The sequence below is a fragment of the Clostridium mobile genome (assembly GCF_018918285.1).
Taxonomy (GTDB): domain Bacteria; phylum Bacillota; class Clostridia; order Clostridiales; family Clostridiaceae; genus Clostridium_AW; species Clostridium_AW mobile.
This window is the reverse complement of sequence record NZ_JAHLQF010000004.1, coordinates 370,133-393,979: the sequence shown is the minus strand read 5'-3', so window position 1 is coordinate 393,979 and position 23,847 is coordinate 370,133. Positions and strand designations below refer to the sequence as shown.

Sequence of the window (23,847 nt, the reverse complement as noted above, 5' to 3'; positions counted from 1 at the left end):
AAAATTAATTAGTGGGACAAATTATGGCCAGAGGGGTGCTTCGGTTGGAGGAAGTATTAAAAATACAACAAAAGATCATACCTGAGATGATAGAAGTTATGGAAAAAAGATATAATATATTAAGAAATATTTATTACAATCAGCCTATTGGAAGAAGAATGCTAGCCAGAAATTTAGACGTAAGTGAAAGAATTGTTAGAACAGAAATTAACTTTCTGAAGGAACAAAACTTTATAGAAATCACTCTCCCAGGAATGATTATAACACCCTATGGGGAAGAAGTGATAGATAAATTAAAAAATTACATACATCAAATTAAAGGTTTAAATGATTTAGAAGAAATAATCAAAGAACGGCTAGGGATAAAAAATGTAATAATAGTTCCAGGAGATTTAGATGAAGATTTAAATGTAATGAAAGAATTAGGAAAGGCTTCAGCAAATTATCTAAAAAGCATTTTGGACGATGGCAATGTAATTGCTCTTACTGGTGGAACTACAGTGAGAGATGTGGTGGAAAATATGTCAAAGCTAAATAATTTGTCTAACGTGACAATAGTGCCTGCTAGAGGTGGAATGGGTAGGAATTTAGAAACCCAAGCAAATACCTTAGTTTCAAAGTTAGCTAATAAGTTTAACTGTAACTATAAGCTCCTTCATGCTCCAGATAATTTAAGCAGTGAGGCTGTAAACGCCATGATAAAAGAAAAATCAGTTAAAGATATTTTAGATATAATATATAGTGCTAATATATTAATTTACGGCATTGGTAGAGCTGATGAAATGGCAAAAAGAAGAGGGTTGTCTGATGAAGAGATAGAGATGTTGAAACTTAAGGGAGCTGTTGGAGAAGCCTTTGGTTATTACTTCGATAGAGAAGGAAATGTAATATACTACACACCCACTATGGGTATAAAGAATCAGCACATAGGTGATGTGGAACATATAATTGCAGTGGCAGGTGGAGGCAGTAAAGGCGAGGCTATAATCGCTACTGAATTAAATAATAAAAATGGTGTTCTAATAACAGATGAAGGTGCTGCGAAAGAAATTTTAAAATTATTTAATAATTACTAATATTTTATGCAAAATATATATAATGTACTAAAAAATATATATTACTAAATTATAAGAAGGTAATATAGAATTTTTAAAATATAAGGAGGTATTTTTTATGATTAAAGTTGGTATTAATGGTTTTGGAAGAATAGGCAGAAATGTATTTAAGGCTTTAGTAAAAAAATACAATGGACAATTAGAGGTAGTTGCAATTAACGATTTAACAGATTCAGCTACATTAAAACACTTATTAAAATATGATTCACTATATGGAAAATATGATGGAACTGTAGAAGCTACAGAAAATGCTATAGTGGTTGATGGCAAAGAAATAAGAATATACGCAGAAAGAGATCCTAAAAACATACCATGGGGAGAATTAGGAGTAGACATCGTAATAGAATGTACAGGATTATTTACTGATGCAAATAAAGCTAAGGCTCATATCGAGGCTGGAGCTAAGAAAGTACTTATTTCAGCACCAGCTAAAAATGAAGATATAACTATTGTATTAGGTGTTAATGAAGAAAAGTACAATTCATCAGAACACAATATTATATCAAATGCATCATGTACAACAAACTGTTTAGCACCTTTTGCTAAAGTTTTAGATAGAGAATTTGGTATAGTAGAAGGACTTATGACAACAATTCATTCATATACAAACGATCAGAAAATTTTAGATGCTCCACACAGAGACTTAAGAAGAGCAAGAACTGCTGCAGAAGCTATGATACCAACAACAACTGGAGCTGCTAAAGCGGTTGCATTAGTGCTTCCACAATTAAAAGGAAAATTAAATGGCTTAGCTATAAGAGTACCGACTCCAACTGTTTCTGTAACTGACTTAGTGTGTACTTTAGATAAAGAAGCTACAATAGAAGAAATAAATGCAGCTTTCAAAAAGGCATCAGAAACAGATATGAAAGGAATATTAGGATATAGTGAAGAACCACTTGTATCTATAGACTATAGAGGAGATGAAAGATCTTCAATAGTAGATGGACTTTCAACTATGAGCATAGGTAAAAAAATGGTTAAAGTTATAGCTTGGTATGACAATGAGTGGGGTTACTCACAAAGATTAGCTGATTTAACTAAATATGTTGCGGATAGATTATAATAACTTATAGTTAACGTTAGCTTAGAAGGGTTTTGATTTGTAGTTAGAGCTATAAGACAAAACCCTTTTTTAGGCATTATTTTTAAAGAAAGGGTGATATTATGAGTCTTAATAAAAAGACTATTGAGGATATAGAGTTAAAAGGTAAAAAGGCTTTAGTGAGATGTGACTTCAATGTACCTTTAAAGGATGGAGAAATAACTGATGAAAATAGGCTAATAGGAGCTCTTCCAACAATTAAATATTTAATGGAAAAGGGTGCAAAGGTAATTTTATGCTCTCATATGGGAAAGCCAAAGGGAGAAGTAAAGCCAGAATTATCTTTATCCCCTGTAGCTAAAAGATTATCAGAACTTTTAGGGAAAGAAGTAGTATTTGCTGCAGACGATAATGTGGTAGGAGAGAACGCTAAAGCAGCAGTAGGAAAGATGGAAGAGGGAGATGTAGTTCTTTTAGAGAATACTAGATTTAGAAAAGAAGAAACTAAGAATGAAGAAAATTTTTCAAAGGAATTAGCATCTTTAGCAGATATCTTTGTAAATGATGCCTTTGGAACTGCTCATAGAGCTCATTGTTCAACAGTAGGAGTAACAACATTTTTACCTATTTCAGTTTGTGGATATTTAATTCAAAAGGAATTAAAGTTTTTAGGAGAAGCAGTTGAAAATCCAAAAAGGCCTTTTGTTGCAATACTTGGGGGAGCTAAAGTATCAGATAAGATAAATGTTATAAATAATTTATTAGAAAAGGTTGATGCTTTAATAATTGGCGGCGGTATGAGTTATACCTTCTCAAAGTCACAAGGTTTTAATATAGGAAATTCATTAGTTGAAGAAGATAAAATAGATTATGCAAAAGAAATGATAGAAAAAGCAAAAGCTAAAGGCGTAAAATTACTTTTACCAGTAGACTATGTTCTTGCTGATAAGTTTGCGGCAGATGCTACTCCTATTATAACAGAAGATGAAAATGTTAAAGAAGGTTATATGGGATTAGACATTGGGCCAAAAACAGCAAAGATTTATGCAGATGAAGTTAAAAAAGCTAAGACTGTAATTTGGAACGGACCAATGGGAGTATTTGAATTCGATAACTTTGCTAATGGAACAATAGAAGTAGCAAAGGCTATGGCTGAATCAGATGCCACTACAGTTATAGGCGGAGGAGATAGTGCAGCAGCAGTTAACCAATTAGGATTTGGAGATAAAATGACTCATATATCAACAGGTGGTGGGGCTTCCTTAGAATTCTTAGAAGGAATAGAACTCCCAGGGATCGCGGCACTTAACGATAAATAGTTTTAATAATGAGAGTTGAGAATGAAGAATATACAATTATTCATTCTCAACTAGAAAAAGAGAGGGGTGTTCATATTGCGTAAACCAATAATTGCAGGAAATTGGAAAATGCATAATACCATTGAAGAAGCGGTAAAATTAGTAGAAGAATTAAAATCTCTAGTAAAAGAGGCAGAATGTGAAGTAATAGTATGTCCTACTTTTATATGTCTTTCAGAGGTTAAAAGAGTAATAAAGGATTCGAATATAAAGCTAGGTGCTCAAAATATGTATTTTGAGGATAAAGGAGCATTTACAGGAGAAGTATCACCAAGCATGCTCAAAGCTTTAGGAATAGATTATGTAATTATAGGTCATAGTGAAAGAAGACAATACTTTAATGAAACAGATGAAATTGTAAATAAAAAAATAAAGAAAGCTTTTGAAAATGATATTATTCCTATATTATGTGTTGGAGAAAGCTTGCACGAAAGAGAAAATGGAATAACAGAAGAAGTTATAGGAAGACAGATTAAACTAGATTTATCCGGATTAACAGCTAGTCAGGTAGAAAATTTAGTGATTGCTTATGAACCAATTTGGGCAATAGGTACAGGAAAAACTGCCACATCAGAACAGGCAAATGAAACAATAGGATATATCAGAAGTATAGTAGAAAAATTATACGGAAATGAAGTTAGTGAAAAAATAAGAATACAGTACGGTGGTTCAGTTAAATCTTCCACTATAAAAGAGCAAATGGCAATGCCTCATATCGATGGTGCATTAGTTGGAGGAGCAAGTCTTAAGGCTGAAGAATTTGGAGCCATCGTAAACTATAACAGGGGGTAAAATATGGTTAAGCCAGTAATGTTGATGATCCTTGATGGATTTGGTATAACCGATAAGGTAGATGGAAACGCTATATTAGCTGCAAACAAACCAAATTATGAAAATATATGGAACAAATATCCTCATACTTATTTAAAAGCTAGTGGATTAAGTGTAGGGCTACCAGAAGGACAAATGGGTAATTCAGAAGTAGGACATTTAAATATTGGTGCGGGAAGAATTATATATCAGGAACTTACAAGGATAACAAAGGATATAGATGAGGGTAGCTTTTATGATAATGCTGTCATAAATGAAGTTATGGATAAGAGTTTAAAAAATAATAGCTCACTTCATTTAATGGGATTATTATCTGATGGCGGAGTTCATTCACATATTGATCATTTAAAGGCTTTACTAAAATTGGCTAAGAAAAAAGGTCTAAACAGGGTTTATATACATGGATTTTTGGATGGAAGAGATGTTCCACCTTCATCTGCCAAAAGTTATATATCAGAAATAGAAGGCTTTATGAGAGAACTAGGCTTGGGAGAAGTTGCTACAATAGCAGGAAGATATTATGCTATGGATAGAGATAAGAGATGGGAAAGAACTAATTTAGCCTATAATGCTTTAGTTTTAGGTCAAGGCGAGGAAGTAAATTCAGCTATTGAAGCGGTAGATAAATCCTATAAAGATAATAAAACAGATGAATTTGTTCTGCCAACTGTTGTTATGAAAGATGGAAGGCCTACAGCTACAATAAAAAATGGAGATTCCATAATATTCTTCAATTTTAGACCAGATAGAGCAAGACAATTAACAAGGGCGCTAAATGATAAAGTATTCGATGGCTTTAAAAGAGAAACTTTAAGCCTAAATTTTGTAACAATGACTCAATATGATAAGACTATAGAAAATGTTAGCATCGCTTATGAGCCGGAAAGTTATGAAAATACTTTAGGAGAATACATTAGCAAACTAGGTTTAAAACAACTTAGAATTGCTGAAACAGAAAAATATGCCCATGTTACTTTCTTTTTTAATGGAGGAGTTGAAAAACCTAATGATGGAGAGGATAGAGCATTAATACCATCTCCTAAGGTTGCGACTTATGATTTAAAACCTGAAATGAGTGCTTATGAAGTAACGGAAGAGGTTTTAAAAAGAATTGATTCAAATCAATATAGTCTAATTATATTAAACTTTGCTAACCCAGACATGGTAGGTCATACAGGAGTATTTGAAGCGGCTAAGGTCGCAATAGAAACTGTAGATATATGTATGGGTAAAATAGTAAATAAAATATTAGAAAAAGATGGGACAGTATTCCTAACTGCAGATCATGGAAATTCAGAGCAAATGATAGATTACTCAACAGGGCAACCAATGACTGCCCACACAACAAATGAAGTACCATATATATATATCAGCAATCACTCTAAAGGGCTAAGAGAGGGTGGAATACTAGCTGATATTGCTCCTACTATACTCAATGAAATGGGAGTAGAAGTTCCTAAGGAAATGACAGGGAAAAATCTTATTAAAAATTAAAAGTGAATAATAATAAAAAGAAATAAAGGGAGGATTTTATAATGAGAAATTATATTGAAATCGTTGATGTGGTAGCTAGACAGGTATTGGATTCAAGATGCTTTCCAACAATCGAAGTGGATGTAGTATTAGAAGATGGAACAATAGGAAGATCAGCGGTGCCATCAGGAGCATCTACAGGAATGTATGAAGCAGTAGAATTAAGAGACGGAGATAAATCAAAGTATAATGGAAAGGGAGTACTTAAAGCTGTTGATAATGTTAACACATTAATAGCTACAGAATTAATAGGGTTAAATGTATTTGATCAAGTTTTAATAGATAAGACTATGATAGAACTTGATGGTACAGAAAACAAAGGTAAGTTAGGCGCAAATGCAATGCTTGGTGTATCCCTTGCTTGTGCAAAAGCTGCAGCAGAATACTTAGGATTAAGCCTATATCAATACATAGGTGGAGTAAATGCAAAAGTTCTTCCTGTTCCTATGATGAATATAATAAATGGAGGTAAACACGCAGATAACAATGTAGACCTTCAAGAATTTATGATTATGCCAGCTGGAGCATCAAGCTTTAGCGAAGCTTTAAGAATGAGTGCAGAAGTATATCATTCTTTAAAATCAATATTAAAATCTAAAGGATATGATACAGGTGTTGGTGATGAAGGAGGATTTGCTCCAAATCTAAATTCTAATGAAGAAGCTATTCAAGTTATAGTTGAAGCTATAGAAAAAACAGGATATACTCCAGGAAAAGAAATATTTATAGCATTAGACCCAGCTTCATCAGAAATATTTGAAGATGGAAAATATAATTTAAAGGGAGAAGGAAAAGTATTAACTCCTGTAGAAATGGTAGATTACTATGCTAACTTAGTAGAAAAATACCCAATAATATCAATAGAAGATGGTATGGCAGAAGAAGATTGGGAAGGATGGAAGCTTATCACCGAAAGACTTGGTAGCAAAATTCAAATAGTTGGAGACGACTTATTTGTTACTAATACAAATAGATTAACTATGGGTATTGAAAGAGGAGTTGCTAATTCAATTCTTATAAAATTAAATCAAATAGGTACTTTAACTGAAACTTTAAATGCAATAGAAATGGCTGAAAGAGCCGGATATACAGCTGTAGTTTCACATAGATCAGGAGAAACAGAGGATACAACAATTGCTGATTTAGTTGTAGCTGTTAACTCAGGACAAATTAAAACAGGTGCACCTGCAAGAAGCGAAAGAGTGGCTAAATACAATCAACTATTAAGAATAGAACAGGAATTAGGAAATGCAGCTGAATATAGAGGATTAAAAGCTTTCTATAATATAAGAAAATAATATATAAAGTGTTATAAAATTATGGAGAAGTGTCAATGATATAAAAAAAGATGCTTCTCCATAATTTTACTATGTGATGGAGACAAAATATTTATGTAAAAACTTTATAGTATAATTTACAATATCGTTGTTCTGTATGAAAATTTATGCTAAAATATAATGTGTTGAAAAAATAATTTTGTGGATTATATAATGGAGGTTTTGAGAATGAAAACTTTTTTAATAGCTGCGCAGATAGTACTTAGTTTTACTTTAATAGGTTCAGTACTTGCACAACCTGCTAAATCTTCAGGATTTAGTTTAATGACAGGATCTAGTGAGACTTTTTATTCTAAAAATAAAGGAAGAACTTTTGAGTCAGCAATGTCAAAGTTAACTATTGTTTCTGCAATACTATTTGCAGCAGTAACGTTAGCACTTAATCTTATTTAATAACTCATGAGTAAATTTATATATTTTTATATATAAAATTTATATATACTATTATAATAAAATCATAAAGTAGGGGGATCAATATGGACGCTTATTTAATTTACACTGTTTTAGCAGGACTATTAGCACTTATATTTGCATTTGTATTAAGTAGTTCTATTACAAAAGAAAGCCCTGGAGACGGAAGAATGGCTGAAATTGCAGGCTATATTCATGATGGGTCTATGGCTTTCTTAAAGACTGAATATAAATATCTAACAATATTTGTTGTGATAGTTGCTGCAGTATTAGGATTTCTAGTAAGCTGGCAGACAGCTATATGCTTCATATTTGGAGCAGTATTTTCAATTTTTGCTGGATATTTTGGAATGAACGTAGCTACAAAGGCTAACGTAAGAACAGCAGAAGCTGCAAAACATGGTCAAAGCAAAGCTTTAAAGATTGCTTTTTCAGGTGGAGCAGTTATGGGACTATCCGTTGTTGGATTAGGTATTGTTGGACTAGGTGTTGCTTACTATGTATTTGGTGGTAACATCGACTTTATCACAGGATTTGGACTTGGAGCCAGCTCAATAGCATTATTTGCTCGTGTTGGTGGAGGTATTTATACTAAGGCTGCTGACGTTGGAGCTGACCTTGTTGGTAAAGTAGAAGCAGGAATACCAGAAGATGACCCAAGAAACCCAGCGGTTATTGCTGACAACGTTGGAGATAATGTTGGAGACGTTGCTGGTATGGGAGCCGACCTTTTTGAATCTTATGTTGGATCAATAATATCAGCTTTAACTTTAGGTGCAGCTGTTTTTGCAAATAAAGAAGGAATTGTTTATCCATTACTACTTTCAGCTATAGGAATCATAGCTTCCATAATTGGAGTTATGTTTGCAAGAAATAGTAAAGCTGAAAATCCACAGAAGGCTTTAAACTCTGGTACATATATTGGAGGAGTTATAGTTATTATAGCTGCTGCAGTATTAAGTAACATGGTGTTTGGAAACTTAAAGGCATTCTTTGCTATAGCAGCAGGATTAGTAGTTGGAATGGCTATAGGTAAAATAACAGAAATGTATACTTCAGATGAATATGCTTCTGTTAAAAAGATTGCTAATCAATCAGAAACAGGTCCTGCAACAACAGTAATTTCAGGACTTGCAGTTGGTATGTATTCAACTTTATGGCCAATTGTTTTAATATGTGTAGGTGTATTAATTTCTTTCTTCGTAATGGGTGGAGCGCAGGATACTATGATGGGATTATACGGAATCGCTTTATCAGCAGTAGGTATGCTTTCAACTACAGGACTTACAGTTGCAGTTGATGCTTATGGACCAATAGCTGATAATGCTGGTGGTATCGCTGAAATGGCAGGACTTCCTAAAGAAGTAAGAGAAGTTACTGACAAGCTTGACTCTGTTGGTAATACAACAGCAGCTATTGGTAAAGGATTTGCTATAGGATCAGCAGCTCTTACAGCATTAGGATTATTTGCTTCCTACGCTCATGCTGTTGAAATAACAACTATAGACTTATTAAATCCAATTACATTAGTTGGTGTATTTATAGGTGGTATGTTACCATTCTTATTTGGTGCTTTAACTATGGAATCTGTTGGTAAAGCAGCAAATGAAATGATTGAAGAAGTTAGAAGACAGTTCAAAGAAATACCAGGAATTATGGAAGGAAAGGGTCAACCTGACTATAAGAAATGCGTAGATATTTCTACAGCAGCAGCTATTAGAGAAATGGTTATTCCAGGTATTTTAGCTATAGTAGTTCCAATTGCAATTGGATTACTTCTTGGTAAAGAAGCTCTTGGTGGACTTATAGGTGGATCCGTTACTACTGGTGTTTTACTTGCTATATTTATGTCAAACGCTGGTGGTGCTTGGGATAACGCTAAGAAGTACATCGAAGGAGGTACTCATGGTGGAAAAGGAAGTTATGCTCATAAAGCAGCAGTAGTTGGTGACACTGTTGGTGACCCATTCAAGGATACATCAGGACCATCAATGAATATTCTTATAAAGCTTATGACAATAGTTTCACTTGTATTTGCACCAGTTATACTTCAATATGGTGGAATATTATTGAATATGTTTAAATAATATATTGTTTATATGTAGGACTCATCATTATGATGAGTCCTATTTGCTAAATTGAATAATTTTGTTATATTTAACCTAAACTAAAAATATATAAATTAGGAGGTGTGGGATGTGAATATACAAGATAATATAATTGAATTTATGAAGGAACAGGCATATAAGCCTATGAATGCATCAGAATTAGGTAAAGCTTTTAATATAAAAGGTGATGAATTTACAGAGTTTGTAAAAGTATTAAATTTTATGGAAAAAGATGGTATCATAATAAAAACCCGTACTGAACATTATGGTGTACCTGAAAGAATGGGTTTAGTAGTAGGTAAACTTCAAGGTCATCAAAAAGGGTTTGGATTTTTAATACCAGAAATTGAAAGGCCAGATGTATTTATACCTATATCTAATATGAATGGGGCTATGCACGGCGATAGAGTAGTAGTAAAAATTTTACGAGAAGAAAATGAAGGCAAGAAATGTGAAGGCGAAGTAATAAGAATATTAGATAGGTTTAATAAGACGGTTATAGGAATATTCGAAGATAGCAAAAACTTTGGATTTGTTATTCCTGAAGAAAAGAGAATATATCAAGATGTATTTATATCTAAGGGAGATACAAAAGGAGCAAAATCTGGCCAAATAGTTATTGCAGAAATAGTAAAGTGGCCAGATGGAAGAAGAAATCCTGAAGGTAAGGTTATAGAGATACTGGGAAACAAAGGTGATAAAGGTTTAGATATATTAACCATTATGAAGAAATATAAATTGCCTGAAGAATTTCCACATAAAGTTGAAAATTATGCTGATAAAATTCCAGAGGAGATTTTAGAAGAAGAATATGAAAAGAGATTAGATCTGAGAAATTTAAGAATAGTAACCATTGATGGAGAAGATGCAAAGGATCTTGATGATGCAATTTCAATAGAGAGGTTACCTAATGGTAATTATTACTTAGGAGTACACATAGCCGATGTATCACATTATGTTAAAGAAAAGAATCCATTAGATAAAGAAGCTTTAAAGAGAGGAACATCCGTATATTTAATTGATAGAGTAGTACCTATGCTTCCTAAGAAACTATCTAATGGGATATGTAGTTTAAACCCTAAAGTAGATAGGTTAACTCTTAGTTGCTTTATGCAGATAGATAATAGCGGTAAAGTTGTAGATTATGAAGTAGCAGAAAGTGTAATTAAAACAAGTGAAAGAATGACTTACACTGATGTAACAAAGATATTAAGAGATAAAGACGAAGAATTAATTAAAAAGTATGATTACCTGGTAGAAGATTTTAGGCTTATGGAGGAGTTATGCAATATTCTTCATAACAAAAGAATTACCAGAGGGGCAATAGATTTCGATTTTGAAGAGTGTAAGATAATATTAAATGAAATGGGCAAGCCAATAGATATTAAGCCTTATGAGAGAGCTATAGCAAATAGAATGATTGAAGAATTTATGCTAGTATGCAATGAAACCATAGCTGAGCATATGTTCTGGTCAAATATTCCTTTTGTATATAGAATTCACGAAGAGCCAGACTTAGAAAAGCTAGATCATTTTAATGAATTTGTTCACAATTTAGGATATGTAGTTAAGATTGGAAAAGAAATTCATCCTAAAGCTCTTCAACAAATCGTAGAAAAAGCTAGAGGGAAAAAAGAAGAGACAGTAGTAAATACACTACTATTAAGATCCTTACAGCAGGCTAAATACTCACCGGAATGTGTGGGTCACTTTGGATTAGCTGCAAGATATTATTGTCACTTTACTTCACCTATAAGAAGATATCCAGACTTAATAATACATAGAATAATTAAAGAATTTATAAATGGAAAAGTTACAGAAAAAAGAATACAAAGATTAGTAACAGAGGTAGATTATGCATCTACCCAATCCTCACAGATGGAAAGATTAGCTGAAGAAGCAGAAAGAGAAGTAGATGACTTAAAGAAAGCTGAATACATGAGTGAAAGAATTGGAGAAGAATACAATGGAATAATTTCCTCAGTAACTTCTTTTGGATTATTTATAGAGCTACCTAACACCATTGAAGGTCTTGTACACATTAGTACTCTCTTAGACGATTACTATATATATGATGAAAAGCATATTTCTCTTATAGGAGAAAGAAGTAAGAAGATATATAGATTAGGTGACGAAGTAAAGGTTAGGGTGGATAAAGTTGACTTAAACAGTCATGAGATTTACTTTAAGCTGTTAGGCTCTAATGAAGAACATTTTGAAGGTGAAGAAGGTCAATGGGAATTTGAATCGAAAGAAGAAGGACAAATGGAAATAGCAGCTCCAATATCAACTTATAAAACAGCTGATGAATAAATTGAAAATCCACGAAAACCATATTGATAAAATAATCAATATGGTTTTTATTTATCCGATGAGTACCATCTTCTAAACGAATGCTACGTCCCTGGATAAGTTCTTCTAAGCCTCAGTTGGAGTAAGTATTCCTTTTAAGCAAAATCCATCTGAAGCTAAGAATCACTTGATAGTATATTCTTCTTTAAGAATGTAGGGATACTTTGAGCGAAAAACTTAACAAAGGTGTCCTTAAATTTTTGATCCTCTTGTTTCAAAATACCAAGGGAATATTGTATCGCAACACCATCTAATGCTGCTACTAAAATTGAAGCAAGGATTTTTTTATACTCCGTATTTTCAATTCCAAAGGCATAGAAATACATATCTGATACTTTCTTGATTATTTCAGTATAATCCTTTCTAAGGACTTCATTAAGGGTTCCACCCTTAGAAATTACATAACCTATTAATAAAACTAAAAGACGTTGCTCATCAACCTTTGACATACGTTCCCTGACTTTACCACTAATTTCATTTAACATATTTTCTGTACTTTTAAGATTACTACTTTCATCTCTTTCAGAAAGCTTTTGAGCAAAGTACATAGCTTCTTTTACTGCATGATAAAATAGCTCATCTTTATTTTTAAAATGATGATAGATGGCACCAGTAGTAAGACCAGCGGCTGATGCTATTTCACGCATACTTGCCTCTTCAAAACCCTTTTCTATAAATACACTAATTGCTGCATCTAAAATACGTTGTTTTTTTTTATTTTGCTGATTATAGTTCAATTTATTCACCTCATTTAAAAATAGTATATCATATTTTTTCAATATTAGATTTAACTTATTATATCGCTTATAGTTCAAAATAATAATATTTTATATTTTCCAAATATTTTATCTTTTGAATGTTAAATTATTGACAAAGCAAAACCCATATTATATCATAAACATAACAAGTGTTATGTTATATTACAAACTATGATTTAGGCATTATTAGTTTTTAATATCATAACCTAGGTTTAATATGGAATGGGGAGAGGTTATATGGAAAAGTATAAAATTTTAGAAATCAAAGAAAGTGTTTTTGACAATAATGATCATCAAGCAGATTTGCTGAGAGAAGAATTGAAAAAAGATGGAGTTTTTTTATTAAATCTTATGTCATCACCAGGATCCGGAAAAACAACTACTGTTTTAAGAACCATTGAGGCTTTAAAAAATGAAATTAATATTGGCGTTTTAGAAGCAGATATTGATTCAGATGTTGATGCACACAAGGTTTCACAATCCGGCGCCAAAGTAATTCAATTGCATACAGGAGGAATGTGTCATCTTGATGCAGATATGACCAGACAAGGATTAGAGGGGCTAGGAACAGAAAATATTGATTTTGCAATATTAGAGAATGTTGGTAATCTGGTGTGTCCTGCAGAATTTGATACTGGTGCATCAAAAAATGCTATGATTTTAAGCATACCAGAAGGAGATGATAAACCTTTAAAATATCCTTTAATGTTTTCCATAGTGGATGTTTTATTAATTAATAAGATAGATACAGCAGAATATTTCGATTTCGACTTAGAGGCAGTGAAAGAGAGAGTAAAAAAACTTAATCCAAATATTAAGGTTATTCCAATATCGGCTAAAACCGGAGAGGGAATGGAAGAATGGATCGAATGGATACGTTTGCAAATTAGCGCCTGGAAAGATAAATAGATTATAAAGAGAAGGCAGACAAGTTTAATAAAACATAAAAATATAAAATTTAAAGAAAAAAGGGAGGGGGAACCGTTACAAATTTACTAAAATAATAATGAAAAATAGACATTGGATTTTAGTAGATTTTACGTAACGGAATAATATATGGTCAAAGAAAAGGTACTTGATCTTGCAAATCATATCAGTAATAAGAAACGTGGTTCAAAAAATGAAATTAAAGCTACAGATCCAGAGTATATGATTCTTGAACCTGTTGTTACAGATGAAATGGCGGAAGTAGTACTTTATATGGAAATGCGCAAAAAGGTTACAGCAAAAGAGATAGCACCTTTATGTGGTAAATCTGTAGAAAGAACAACAGAGCTATTATTGGAGTTAGCAGATATAGGTGTTTGCTTTGTTAATGAAATTGATGGAGTAGATACCTTTTGGTATGAAACTTGGGTTCCAGGAATTATGGAAATGATGACTGCCAACAAGGAAAATGTTGAAAAGTACCCTCAAATTGCACGAGCATTTGAAGCTTATGGAAGAGTACGAGGACCTAAGACAGCAGGAAATTTTCCTGTAGGTGTAGGGCTTATGCGTGTTATTCCCATAGAACATGCTATTCAAGGTGAAACAAGAAGAGCATCCTATGAGGAGGTCTCGAAATATCTCAATGACAATGAGATTTTCACAGTATCAGATTGCTCTTGTCGTATAACAAGGGAAGTTATGGGGGAAGGTTGTGGTCACCTGAAAGAAGATATGTGTATTCAGATGGGGCATGCAGCGGAATATTATATACGTACAAAAAGAGGTAGACAGATTACCCGTGAGGAAGCTTTTGAAATTATAAGGAAGGCGGAAGAAAATGGTCTAATGCACCAAATACCTAACCTAGATGGTTTTGGTAAAACTCATGCTATTTGTAACTGTTGTGGATGTTCATGTTTATCTTTAAGAACAGCCAATATGTTTATTAATGCTGATATGGTGCGTTCAAATTATGTTTCTAAGGTAGATAAAGATAAATGCGTTGCCTGTGGAGAATGTGTTGAAAATTGCCCTGTTAATGCATTGCAATTGGGACAAAAATTGTGTTCAAGAGAGCCCGTTATTACAGAGATAAAGAGAGTTGATACTCCAAGAGATACAGAGTGGGGACCTGATAAATGGAATGCTGATTATCGAACTAATAGAAAAGATGTAGTAGACACAGGTACAAGTCCTTGTAAAACCCAGTGTCCAGCACATATTGCGGTACAAGGTTATATAAAACTTGCCTCTCAGGGAAGGTATAAGGAAGCACTAGAGCTTATAAAGCATGAAAATCCATTCCCAGCTGTATGTGGGCGTATCTGTCCAAGAAAATGCGAATCTGAGTGTACTAGAGGAGATATAGACGAGCCTGTTGCTATTGATGAAATAAAGAAATTTATTGCTGAGCAAGATTTGAATGTGAATCACAGATATATACCGAAACGCAAACATGATTATAATAAAAAAATTGCTGTCATAGGCGGTGGACCATCAGGACTTAGTTGCGCTTACTTCCTAGCTGTTGAAGGTTATAAGGTAACAGTATTTGAAAAAGAAAATGTTCTTGGAGGCATGTTAACATTAGGAATACCTTCCTTCAGACTTGAAAAAGAAGTTATAAATGCTGAAATTCAGATATTAAAAGAACTAGGGATAGAATTTAAAACGGGCATTGAAGTTGGGAAAGACATAAGCCTTGATAAATTAAGAGAAGAAGGATTTAAAGCTTTTTACGTGGCAATTGGCGCTTGCGCAGGTAGAAAGCTTGATATAGAAGGTGAAGAAGCTGAAAATGTTATTACTGGCATTGAATTTATGCGAGAGATAAATTTAGGCAAAGATTTAAGTCTTCAAGGCAATGTAGTTGTAATTGGGGGAGGTAACGTTGCTATAGACGTTGGAAGAACAGCTACTAGAATTGGAGATACAAAGGTTAAAATGTATTGCATAGAAAGTCGAGAAGAAATGCCTGCCCTTTTAGAAGAGATTGAAGAAGCATTACTGGAGGAAATTGAAATAAACAACTCTTGGGGACCAAAGAGAATTATTGTTGAAGATGGTGTTGCTAAAGGCATAGAATTTAGAAAGTGCATCTCAGTCTTTGATGAAAGCGGAAAATTTAATCCTAAATACAATGAAGAGGATACTATGATTGTTAATGCAGATACCGTAGTGCTTTCGGTAGGACAAGGAATAGATTGGGGAAACTTGTTACAAGATAGTAAAATTCAGCTTAATGGAAACAATACTGTTAAAGCAGATATGATTACATTACAGACAGATGAAGCGGATGTTTTTGCAGGCGGAGATGTTTTAACAGGGCCTAAATTTGCCATAGATGCTATTGCCTTAGGAAAAGAAGCAGCGATTTCTATTCACCGCCATGTTCAACCGGGGCAGAGCCTGATTATTGGTCGTGATAGAAGAGAATATCATGCTTTAAACAAAGAAAATATAGAGGTTCAAAGTTATGACAATGCTAAAAGGCAAAGAACAGCACATGTAGATGGGGAAAAATCAAGAAAAACATTCAAAGACTTACGTGGCACTCTTACAGAAGAACAGATGAAAAAGGAAACACAACGTTGTCTTAATTGTGGTGCAACAATTATAGATGAATTCTTATGTGTGGGATGTGGGCAATGCACAACTAAATGTAAATTTGATGCTATTTCCCTTGTAAGAAAATATGACGGCGAAAGTGTAGCTTATGAAGATCTTAAACCTGTAATTATAAAACAAGTTCTTAAACGCAAGGTGAAAGTTACAGCTAAAAAAATAAGAAAAATTTTCGGTTAAATTAAGGAAGAAAAGCTTCATATTTTTAGCCGCATTATTGGAGGTGTTTTACTTTGCATGAACTTGGGGTGGTAATTGAAGTGGTGAAGGTGGTGGAAAACTTTGCTGCAAGAAATAACCTAACAAAAATTGATACCGTTGTTTTACAAATTGGAGAACTTTCTTCCATGATTCCAAAGTATGTAGAGAACTGCTATCCAGCTGCAGTTGATGGCACTATGTTGGAAGGTACAAAACTTAAGATAGAAATACTTCCGGGAAATGCCATGTGTAAAAGCTGCAATAAGGTCTATAACCTCCTTCAAAATAGAAAAGAATGCCCTTATTGTAAAAGTAAACACTGGGAGTTATTAAGTGGAAAAGAGTTTTTAATTAAGCAAATAGTTGCTTATTAAAATAAGAGCCTAAAAATTGTAAAACTTTAAAGGGGTAAGGGGGATAAAAATGTTTCAATTTAACTATGCTGAAGGAGCTACAATGATTACCGCTTGGGGAATGTGGTTTATTGTGCTTATATCTTTGTTTTTATTCAATGAGTTTTCTAGAAGGCAGAAATGGGCAGGATTCTTTAGCTTTGTAATCTTACCAATTATTTTGACGGTTGTTTGGTTTACTGTTTTAAGAGATGTGACTTATACAGATTGGTTTCATTTAGCTAAGGTTTATTCCGCAACGGCAGGTTGTATTGGATTTTGGTGTATACGTCATATTGAGAAAAAGGATAAAAAAACTGGAGAGGTTATTTGGAGACTAGCTGATAATAAAATAGCCTTGTGCTTTCCACCATTGATTCTTGCTATTAATATTTTAGAGGCAGTTGCAAGGGATATTGAAGTTGGATATTTATACTGGATGACAAACTCAGGCCCTATCGAAGGAGAAGTAATCGGTGTAATGGGAGGAATATGGAACTATATGAATGCAGCTGCTGGTATATTGAGCATTATAACTATAACGGGATGGCTTGGAATAGTTATTAGAAAGGAAACTAAAAAAGATAAGAGTAGGGATATGCTATGGCCGGATATGCTTTGGTTCTGGATTATTGCATATGATTTATGGAATTTTGTATATACCTACAATTGCATACCAACTCATTCATGGTATGCAGGCTTAGCATTATTAATTGCACCAACCCTGTGTGCCTTTACTATTGGAAAAGGAGCTTGGCTTCAACACAGAGCTCAAACTTTAGCTATATGGTGTATGTTTGCCCAGACCTTTCCTAGCTTTCAAGACACAGGAATGTTTGTGGTTAAATCCACCTATAATCCAACAATTTACACAGTTGTAGCAGCTTTAGCCCTTGCAGTTAATGTAGCGGTTTTCATTTATATGATATACAAGATGAAGAAAACAAAGAGAAAACCATATACAGGTGAAATCTACATTGACCTCGGTAAGTTCAAGGAAGTTAAAATGATGTCATAAAGTGAAAGCTATTCATGTTAAATAAGTAATTTGTTATTAAATATGAATAGCATACTAAACATTTAAATGTATTGTTATAAAAAACTACCTATTAAGGTAGTTTTTTTATTGTCTAATGAATACTAAATAAATTTTATTTATTTAAAGATTACCTTTCGATAAAGTATAAAATTCCATATGGTTATCAGTGCCATAGTAATAAGCTTTGCAAGTATATCAAGAACTCCATACTGAACCATAAGGGCAATTGCATAGGTGCTGAAAATTGTATTTAAGCAAAATAAAATAATGTATAGTATTAAACTGTGAAAAAAATTTGAAGATCCCTTAAATGCTACCCCCTTGTTCAATATGAAATTAAGTAGTGTTGCAATAGCAACTGCAGTAACATTAGATAGAGTAAGATCAAAACGAATCACTTTTCTAAAAAAAGCATATAGCATAAGCTCAAAAACGGCAGTAGATCCACCAATGAGCAAATATTTTATAAACTGCTTTTGCGCTTCTTTATTCTTAATTAACTTTTTAATATTATTAATCATCTAAAAATCCTTTTCCTTTTTTACTAGAAATTAAAAATCTAGGTCTTCTTTTAACCTCATCATAAATTTTGGATATGTAAATACCAATGATGCCTAAACTTATCATGATGCAACTACCAATTCCTAATATTAAAATTATAACGGTAGTAAATCCTGTTAGCGCTTTACCAGCAAACTTCATAAATAATGTTTGTATAAACAAAATAAAGTCAATAAATAGCATAATTACACCTAACCATGCAACCATGTAAAGTGGTGCTGATGTATATGAAGTAATAGATTGAACAGCTAATTTTGTTAAGCTTGAGAATGACCATTTCGATGCTCCATAGGTTCTCTCTTGAACTTCAAATGGAATTTGAATGCGCTTATAGCCTACCCAAGCTGACATACCTCGAAAAAATGTTATTGACTCATTCATGGATTTCCATGCATCTATAACTTTTCTATCTAATAATTTAAAATCAGATGCACTATTAAGATTTATTCCAGAGGTTTTATAAAATAATTTGTAGAATGTTAAAGCGGCAATTTTACCTAATAAGGATTCTTTACCTCTACTTTCTTTTACACCTTCAACAACATCAAAGCCCTCTTCACTCCAAAGGCGTATCATTTTAGGAATTAACTCTGGAGGATGCTGTAAATCAGAATCAATTATAACACAAGCGTCACCTGATACGTTTTCTAGCGCTGCACACAAAGCGGCTTCTTTACCAAAATTACGGCTTAACTCAATAATTGATATATTATTATAATTATTGTATAATCGCTGCAGTTCTTGCCAAGAATTATCAGAGGAGCCATCATTCACTAGAAGAAATTGATGTTCTATTTCATGGTCTAATAAAATAGACATTACTTTTACCACATTAGAATATATCTTCTCACCCTCATTGTATACAGGCATAATTATTGAAATCACAGTAATCCTCCTTGCTATAATGCAAATAAATGAAACCATCTCTATTATTCACAATAAAAGGATGACATATTCAGGGGGATAAAAATTGGACGATTTGAAATTATACTAAATAGAGGAAAATACAATAAAATGTTTAACTGTTAGGAGGAATTAACTAATGACATATATAAGTAAATGGAAAAAATATGTGCCATTAATTTTACTTTTGTTAATAATGTTAGCAATTCATCAATATATATTTCTTTATGGAGATGATTTATATTATGGCCGAGATGCATCTAGAGGGTTAAGTTACTTACCAGAGTTTGCATTAAAACAGTTAAATATTAACGGACGAGTTTGGGTTCATGTTCTGTTATTTGGAATTTTAAGATACAATATATATTTATATAGAATAGTCAATCCTATTGTAATTATGCTTACTGCATTATTAATAGCAAGGGTTAGTATAGGTAGAGAAATTAAGGATAAGAATTTTTTAATTGCAACTTGTTGTGCAAGCATATTTTTTCTTTTATTACCTATTGAAATAACCCATACCACTATTTATTATGCGGCATGTTCGTTAAACTACCTTTATCCAATTACCATTGTAATACTTTATGCATATTTGCTTTATGAGGATTATAGAGCAAATATGAATAATTATAGAAGCAAATGGTGGATTTTATTACTTGCTTTTTTTGCAGGTTCATCAACGCAACAAGCAGGTATGATTGCAATAGGTTTTACGGTGCTTATTTCATTATACTTTAAAATTTTTAAGAAAAATAAGATTCAAAAAGGCATTATTCCATATTATTGCGCCGTTTTTATTGGCTATGCCCTTGTAACTTACGGTTCAATTAAAAGAATGATCTTTGAGAAAAATGTTGGTAATGAGATGAATTTAAATATGACAATCATCAACTTATTAAAGACTAATATTTTTTCTATTCCAGTTGCTATTTATGTACTTATATTGTGTGTATGTTGTATATTTTGCTTATATCATTACTCTTCTAATCGTAATAAATATATTAATAATGTTATGATCTTCATATTATCATTGTGGACTATAGGTTATGCCTATGTCATATTACATAGAAAATATAGTATAGAAGTTGTTTTTAGTTCAGGAAGCGATGCAGTGCTACGTTTTTGGTTTATAACTTTTGCATTAGTCTATTTAATAAGCCTTCTATATGTTTCTGTATTAATTTTATTAAAAGATGACTATCCATTTTTGCTATTTTGTTGCATTAATGCTATTGGCGCACAAGTAATGCTTATAGTTGCAGATCCTAGATTTGCAGGAACATATAAAGTTATGTTTCCATCATTATTGCTTATGAGTATATTTATTGTATATTCATGTGTAAAATTTTTTTCTAGTAAATGCAACAAACTTCTTAAAGTAAGCATTGCGTCAATATTTTTAATTTTAGCTTTAAAGGTTTCCTTAACTACTTATAATGGATACAAGACTGCATCATATGTTCAAGAATTTAATTTAAATGCAATTGAAAAATATCATAAGAGTGCAGATAAAAGTATATTGAAACTTAAAAAGACACCAGTGACTGAGTATGGCTATAATGTAGGTAATTGGAATGATATGCCTTATTTTATGAGACAGTGCTATAAAATAGATAAAGAAACTATTATTGAATACTACAAGTAATTAAGAGTTGTTTGTTCTATTTGAATGTTATAGTATTATATGTTATAATAAAATACTACCAATTATATAATAAAGTAGGTGTTTCTATGGGGAAGGATTCTAAAAATAAAACTTTAGCTGAAAATAGAAAAGCAAGACATGACTACTTCATAGAAGAAGTTTATGAGGCTGGCATAGAATTGGTTGGAACAGAAGTAAAATCTATTAGAGCAGGTAAAGCTAACTTAAAGGATAGTTATGCAGATATAAAAAATGGAGAAATATTTGTATGCAATATGCATGTAAGTCCTTATGAACAAGGAAACATATTTAATAAGGATCCTTTAAGAGAAAGAAAGTTACTTCTTCACAAGAGTGAAATATTTAAGCTAACTGGTTTTACAGCTCAACAGGGGTATACCCTAATTCCTTTATCATTGTATCTTAAGAATGGAAGGGTAAAAGTTAGTTTAGCAGTAGCCAAAGGTAAGAAATTATACGATAAGAGAGACGACATGCTAGAAAAAGCAGCTAAACGTGACATTGAAAGACAGCTAAAGGAAAGAAGTAGGTATTAAAGATTAAGGCTAACAAGTAAACTAATAATTACTATTGATAAATATTTAAAATTGATATATTATAGTATTGTCATTAAGACAATGCAAATTTAATATAAAAGTTAACATGAAATGCTAATTATGCGTTTAAAAACTTCATTTTTTAAATTTGAAGTTTACCTCATTAACATGGGGGCGTACATGGTTTCGACGGGGGTAAGTTGCTCCTGGGAAGCGAGTCGAGGGGTCCTGGGCCCGCGTTAAAAAACTGGGATTTAAATTAAACGCAAACGATAATTTTGCATTAGCTGCCTAGTTAGCAGCTCGTCAGCCTAAGAGTCCCACGACTTAGGGTCTGGCGTCGACAGTGGGGAAACGAGCCTAGGAAAGCTTTGACCTAGGAACGGAATTTATGAAGCTACTGAAACCAAAAACCTGTCCTTAGGTGTTTGGTAGAGGGAATGTTAAAATAAGGACTGCACTCGGAGATGCCCAGGGGTTGCTACTTTCGGACAGGGGTTCGATTCAATAGAGTCGCCTTATGAAGTGATTCATAAGTGAAAATCTGGCTTTATCGGTGAAACCGTAACGTGTTAAGACGACGGCAATGCCGAGTGGTATGTGAGGAAACTCAACAGCCATGTATCGACTCATAGGCTCCTAAATCTAAAGATATGGAGTACTAGGATAGAAGTATTGAAACTATAATATGACTTCTATAATACGCCAGGAGGCTTGATATTCAAGTCTAAGATATAGTCAGCACCATTTGGAAACAATGGAATAATGTGTCCCCTCGCCTCCACCAAAAATAAGCCGTATGTAAGAATTTACATACGGCTTTTACCTTATGTTCATAAATTTCTCGTAAAAATCATTCTTAGCTTTTAACATTTCATTAGAGTATCTACCATTTCTAGGAGTTACTTTTTTATATTCATTAGTCTTTTTTTATAAGTTAAAAGTTTTCCTAAAATCACTTGGAGTAATTCCATGTACAGCTTTAAAGGCAGCAGCAAATTTGGCTGGATTTTTGTAGCCACATAGTTCAGATATATTACGAATACTTAGATGGTCAGCAGATAAGAGCTGCATGGCTCTTTTCATGGTTTCTATTCGAATATATTTATAAAGAGGAATTCCATAATGGTTTTTAAAAGATTCGCGAAGTTTACTTTCGCTCATTCCAGCTATTCTGCATAGTTCAATTGTATCTGGAAGATTTAAAATATCTTCATCAATCTTATTCTTAACTTGATAAATCTTTTGCTCATTTTCCCAAGTAACATAGTGACGGCGGCTGCTTCTTCTTTTAGGGATATCAGGAAAGTTTCTACTGATTGCAGATAAAAGATGCAAAGTCATACCCTCAAAAGCAAGTAAAGGCATGTCTGTATTTCTTACAGCCCATCTAATTTGCTCTAAAATAAGCATTATATCAGGAGTATTGCAGTGTTGAGTTTTCCAAAGCTTTGCATCCTGAACACTGATTTTAGGTGAATGGGTCCGATCTTTGAGAAAAGGTTTTATAAAGTCATCAAAAATTAAAACACTGGTAAAACAATAGTGTACGTCTTTAGAAAAAGTAAAGGCAAATTGTTTTTGAGGGTTAACAATTAAATTAGTGATTGGAGAAAGAGCTTGCCTCTTTTTTCCTTGATGTGAATAGACTATTTCTCCACAGTCAACACAAAAGATAATCATAAAAGGCTTACTTGAATTTATTGTATGTACTATCTGTTCACTTGGGGCAAACCAAGCACTTGAAACAAATAATCCTTTAGCAGCATTTATTTCCGCAATCCATCCATTTGACCAATGAGGAGGAAAATCATAAATCTGTCCATTACCATAAGGCCTTTTAACAAAATTATATTTATCTGCTAAAGCACTCCAAGAAGAATCATTATATTCATCCATAAAATTTTTACCCCTCTCTTTTATTTGATTTAAAGTAACAATATTGTAGCATCATTTGAGAAAGATTTTCAATAAGAACATAATCCGTTTTATTTAAATTGCAATCCATAATGATGAGAAGTATTTTCATTTAATTCTTATAAAACAATAAGTTACTCTTATTTTAATAGAAAATGACTTCTGAAAAGGTGGTTTCTGAGATGTTGACAGGAGAATTTATAAATGCTACGCTTTAAAAAGTTAGACT

General features: G+C 32.7%; 19 protein-coding genes and 1 other RNA gene. 16 read left to right on the top strand and 4 right to left on the bottom strand.

The window, feature by feature from the left end; translation table 11 throughout:
- Positions 1 to 44 precede the first annotated feature (44 nt).
- From KQI86_RS17105 to rnr, 9 genes are all read left to right on the top strand, one after another.
- On the top strand, positions 45 to 1,076 hold the full coding sequence (locus tag KQI86_RS17105) for a sugar-binding transcriptional regulator (protein WP_216440632.1): 1,032 nt from the start codon (positions 45 to 47) through the stop codon (positions 1,074 to 1,076).
- Positions 1,077 to 1,173: 97 nt separating this feature from the next.
- A complete protein-coding gene (gap, locus tag KQI86_RS17100; protein WP_216440631.1) occupies positions 1,174 to 2,181 on the top strand; it encodes a type I glyceraldehyde-3-phosphate dehydrogenase in 1,008 nt (335 codons plus the stop codon).
- Between the two features lie 101 nt (positions 2,182 to 2,282).
- Positions 2,283 to 3,479, top strand: a complete 1,197-nt coding sequence (locus KQI86_RS17095) for a phosphoglycerate kinase (protein WP_216440630.1) — start codon at positions 2,283 to 2,285, stop codon at positions 3,477 to 3,479.
- Positions 3,480 to 3,554: 75 nt separating this feature from the next.
- A complete protein-coding gene (gene tpiA, locus KQI86_RS17090) occupies positions 3,555 to 4,310 on the top strand; it encodes a triose-phosphate isomerase (RefSeq protein ID WP_216440629.1) in 756 nt (251 codons plus the stop codon).
- 3 nt (positions 4,311 to 4,313) lie between these two features.
- Positions 4,314 to 5,843, top strand: a complete 1,530-nt coding sequence (gpmI, locus tag KQI86_RS17085; RefSeq protein WP_216440628.1) for a 2,3-bisphosphoglycerate-independent phosphoglycerate mutase — start codon at positions 4,314 to 4,316, stop codon at positions 5,841 to 5,843.
- A 41-nt stretch (positions 5,844 to 5,884) separates the two neighbouring features.
- Entirely contained in the window at positions 5,885 to 7,180 is a 1,296-nt protein-coding gene (gene eno / locus KQI86_RS17080; RefSeq protein ID WP_216440627.1) for a phosphopyruvate hydratase, read from the top strand.
- A 207-nt stretch (positions 7,181 to 7,387) separates the two neighbouring features.
- Positions 7,388 to 7,612: a preprotein translocase subunit SecG gene (gene secG, locus KQI86_RS17075; RefSeq protein WP_216440626.1), complete on the top strand. Its 225-nt coding sequence runs from the start codon at positions 7,388 to 7,390 to the stop codon at positions 7,610 to 7,612.
- 83 nt (positions 7,613 to 7,695) lie between these two features.
- Positions 7,696 to 9,717 carry a sodium-translocating pyrophosphatase gene (locus KQI86_RS17070; protein ID WP_216440625.1) on the top strand — a complete coding sequence of 674 codons (2,022 nt, stop codon included), beginning with the start codon at positions 7,696 to 7,698 and terminating at the stop codon, positions 9,715 to 9,717.
- A 141-nt stretch (positions 9,718 to 9,858) separates the two neighbouring features.
- Complete coding sequence (gene rnr / locus KQI86_RS17065; protein WP_246582890.1) at positions 9,859 to 12,051, top strand: ribonuclease R; 2,193 nt, start codon at positions 9,859 to 9,861, stop codon at positions 12,049 to 12,051.
- A gap of 155 nt (positions 12,052 to 12,206) precedes the next feature.
- On the opposite strand, the gene KQI86_RS17060 is transcribed toward rnr, so the two are convergent.
- The gene (locus tag KQI86_RS17060) at positions 12,207 to 12,827 is read right to left on the bottom strand and encodes a TetR/AcrR family transcriptional regulator (RefSeq protein ID WP_216440623.1); all 621 of its coding nucleotides are present in this window, start codon (positions 12,825 to 12,827) and stop codon (positions 12,207 to 12,209) included.
- A 258-nt stretch (positions 12,828 to 13,085) separates the two neighbouring features.
- Between KQI86_RS17060 and hypB the strand changes: the two genes are divergently transcribed.
- From hypB to KQI86_RS17040, 4 genes are all read left to right on the top strand, one after another.
- Positions 13,086 to 13,757, top strand: coding sequence for a hydrogenase nickel incorporation protein HypB (gene hypB / locus KQI86_RS17055; RefSeq protein ID WP_216440845.1), 672 nt, complete (start codon positions 13,086 to 13,088; stop codon positions 13,755 to 13,757).
- 147 nt (positions 13,758 to 13,904) lie between these two features.
- Positions 13,905 to 16,583, top strand: coding sequence for an FAD-dependent oxidoreductase (locus KQI86_RS17050; RefSeq protein WP_216440622.1), 2,679 nt, complete (start codon positions 13,905 to 13,907; stop codon positions 16,581 to 16,583).
- 53 nt (positions 16,584 to 16,636) lie between these two features.
- Positions 16,637 to 16,978 carry a hydrogenase maturation nickel metallochaperone HypA/HybF gene (locus KQI86_RS17045; protein ID WP_216440621.1) on the top strand — a complete coding sequence of 114 codons (342 nt, stop codon included), beginning with the start codon at positions 16,637 to 16,639 and terminating at the stop codon, positions 16,976 to 16,978.
- A 49-nt stretch (positions 16,979 to 17,027) separates the two neighbouring features.
- Positions 17,028 to 18,014, top strand: a complete 987-nt coding sequence (locus tag KQI86_RS17040; RefSeq protein ID WP_216440620.1) for a DUF5692 family protein — start codon at positions 17,028 to 17,030, stop codon at positions 18,012 to 18,014.
- Positions 18,015 to 18,151: 137 nt separating this feature from the next.
- Here KQI86_RS17040 and KQI86_RS17035 read toward each other — a convergent pair whose 3' ends face one another.
- Entirely contained in the window at positions 18,152 to 18,556 is a 405-nt protein-coding gene (locus KQI86_RS17035; RefSeq protein WP_216440619.1) for a GtrA family protein, read from the bottom strand.
- On the bottom strand, positions 18,549 to 19,481 hold the full coding sequence (locus KQI86_RS17030; RefSeq protein WP_216440618.1) for a glycosyltransferase family 2 protein: 933 nt from the start codon (positions 19,479 to 19,481) through the stop codon (positions 18,549 to 18,551). The genes KQI86_RS17035 and KQI86_RS17030 overlap by 8 nt, the downstream gene beginning before the upstream one ends.
- Positions 19,482 to 19,638: 157 nt before the next feature.
- Here KQI86_RS17030 and KQI86_RS17025 point away from each other — a divergent pair, with 157 nt between their 5' ends.
- The 3 genes from KQI86_RS17025 (at position 19,639) to ssrA (ending at position 22,208) form a co-directional block, all read left to right on the top strand.
- Complete coding sequence (locus KQI86_RS17025; protein WP_216440617.1) at positions 19,639 to 21,144, top strand: DUF6056 family protein; 1,506 nt, start codon at positions 19,639 to 19,641, stop codon at positions 21,142 to 21,144.
- An 86-nt stretch (positions 21,145 to 21,230) separates the two neighbouring features.
- Complete coding sequence (gene smpB, locus KQI86_RS17020; RefSeq protein WP_216440616.1) at positions 21,231 to 21,701, top strand: SsrA-binding protein SmpB; 471 nt, start codon at positions 21,231 to 21,233, stop codon at positions 21,699 to 21,701.
- 179 nt (positions 21,702 to 21,880) lie between these two features.
- Positions 21,881 to 22,208, top strand: a transfer-messenger RNA (tmRNA) gene (ssrA, locus tag KQI86_RS17015).
- Between the two features lie 423 nt (positions 22,209 to 22,631).
- On the opposite strand, the gene KQI86_RS17010 is transcribed toward ssrA, so the two are convergent.
- Entirely contained in the window at positions 22,632 to 23,600 is a 969-nt protein-coding gene (locus tag KQI86_RS17010; protein WP_216440615.1) for an AraC family transcriptional regulator, read from the bottom strand.
- Between the last annotated feature and the right edge of the window lie 247 nt (positions 23,601 to 23,847).

Coding starts and splice junctions, on each gene's coding strand:
- gap (WP_216440631.1), top strand. CDS start 1,174: ATGATTAAAGTTGGTATTAATGGTTTTGGAAGAATAGGCAGAAATGTA.
- KQI86_RS17095 (WP_216440630.1), top strand. CDS start 2,283: ATGAGTCTTAATAAAAAGACTATTGAGGATATAGAGTTAAAAGGTAAA.
- gpmI (WP_216440628.1), top strand. CDS start 4,314: ATGGTTAAGCCAGTAATGTTGATGATCCTTGATGGATTTGGTATAACC.
- eno (WP_216440627.1), top strand. CDS start 5,885: ATGAGAAATTATATTGAAATCGTTGATGTGGTAGCTAGACAGGTATTG.
- secG (WP_216440626.1), top strand. CDS start 7,388: ATGAAAACTTTTTTAATAGCTGCGCAGATAGTACTTAGTTTTACTTTA.
- KQI86_RS17070 (WP_216440625.1), top strand. CDS start 7,696: ATGGACGCTTATTTAATTTACACTGTTTTAGCAGGACTATTAGCACTT.
- rnr (WP_246582890.1), top strand. CDS start 9,859: ATGAAGGAACAGGCATATAAGCCTATGAATGCATCAGAATTAGGTAAA.
- hypB (WP_216440845.1), top strand. CDS start 13,086: ATGGAAAAGTATAAAATTTTAGAAATCAAAGAAAGTGTTTTTGACAAT.
- KQI86_RS17050 (WP_216440622.1), top strand. CDS start 13,905: ATGGTCAAAGAAAAGGTACTTGATCTTGCAAATCATATCAGTAATAAG.
- KQI86_RS17040 (WP_216440620.1), top strand. CDS start 17,028: ATGTTTCAATTTAACTATGCTGAAGGAGCTACAATGATTACCGCTTGG.
- KQI86_RS17035 (WP_216440619.1), bottom strand. CDS start 18,556: ATGATTAATAATATTAAAAAGTTAATTAAGAATAAAGAAGCGCAAAAG.
- KQI86_RS17025 (WP_216440617.1), top strand. CDS start 19,639: ATGACATATATAAGTAAATGGAAAAAATATGTGCCATTAATTTTACTT.
- smpB (WP_216440616.1), top strand. CDS start 21,231: ATGGGGAAGGATTCTAAAAATAAAACTTTAGCTGAAAATAGAAAAGCA.
- KQI86_RS17010 (WP_216440615.1), bottom strand. CDS start 23,600: ATGGATGAATATAATGATTCTTCTTGGAGTGCTTTAGCAGATAAATAT.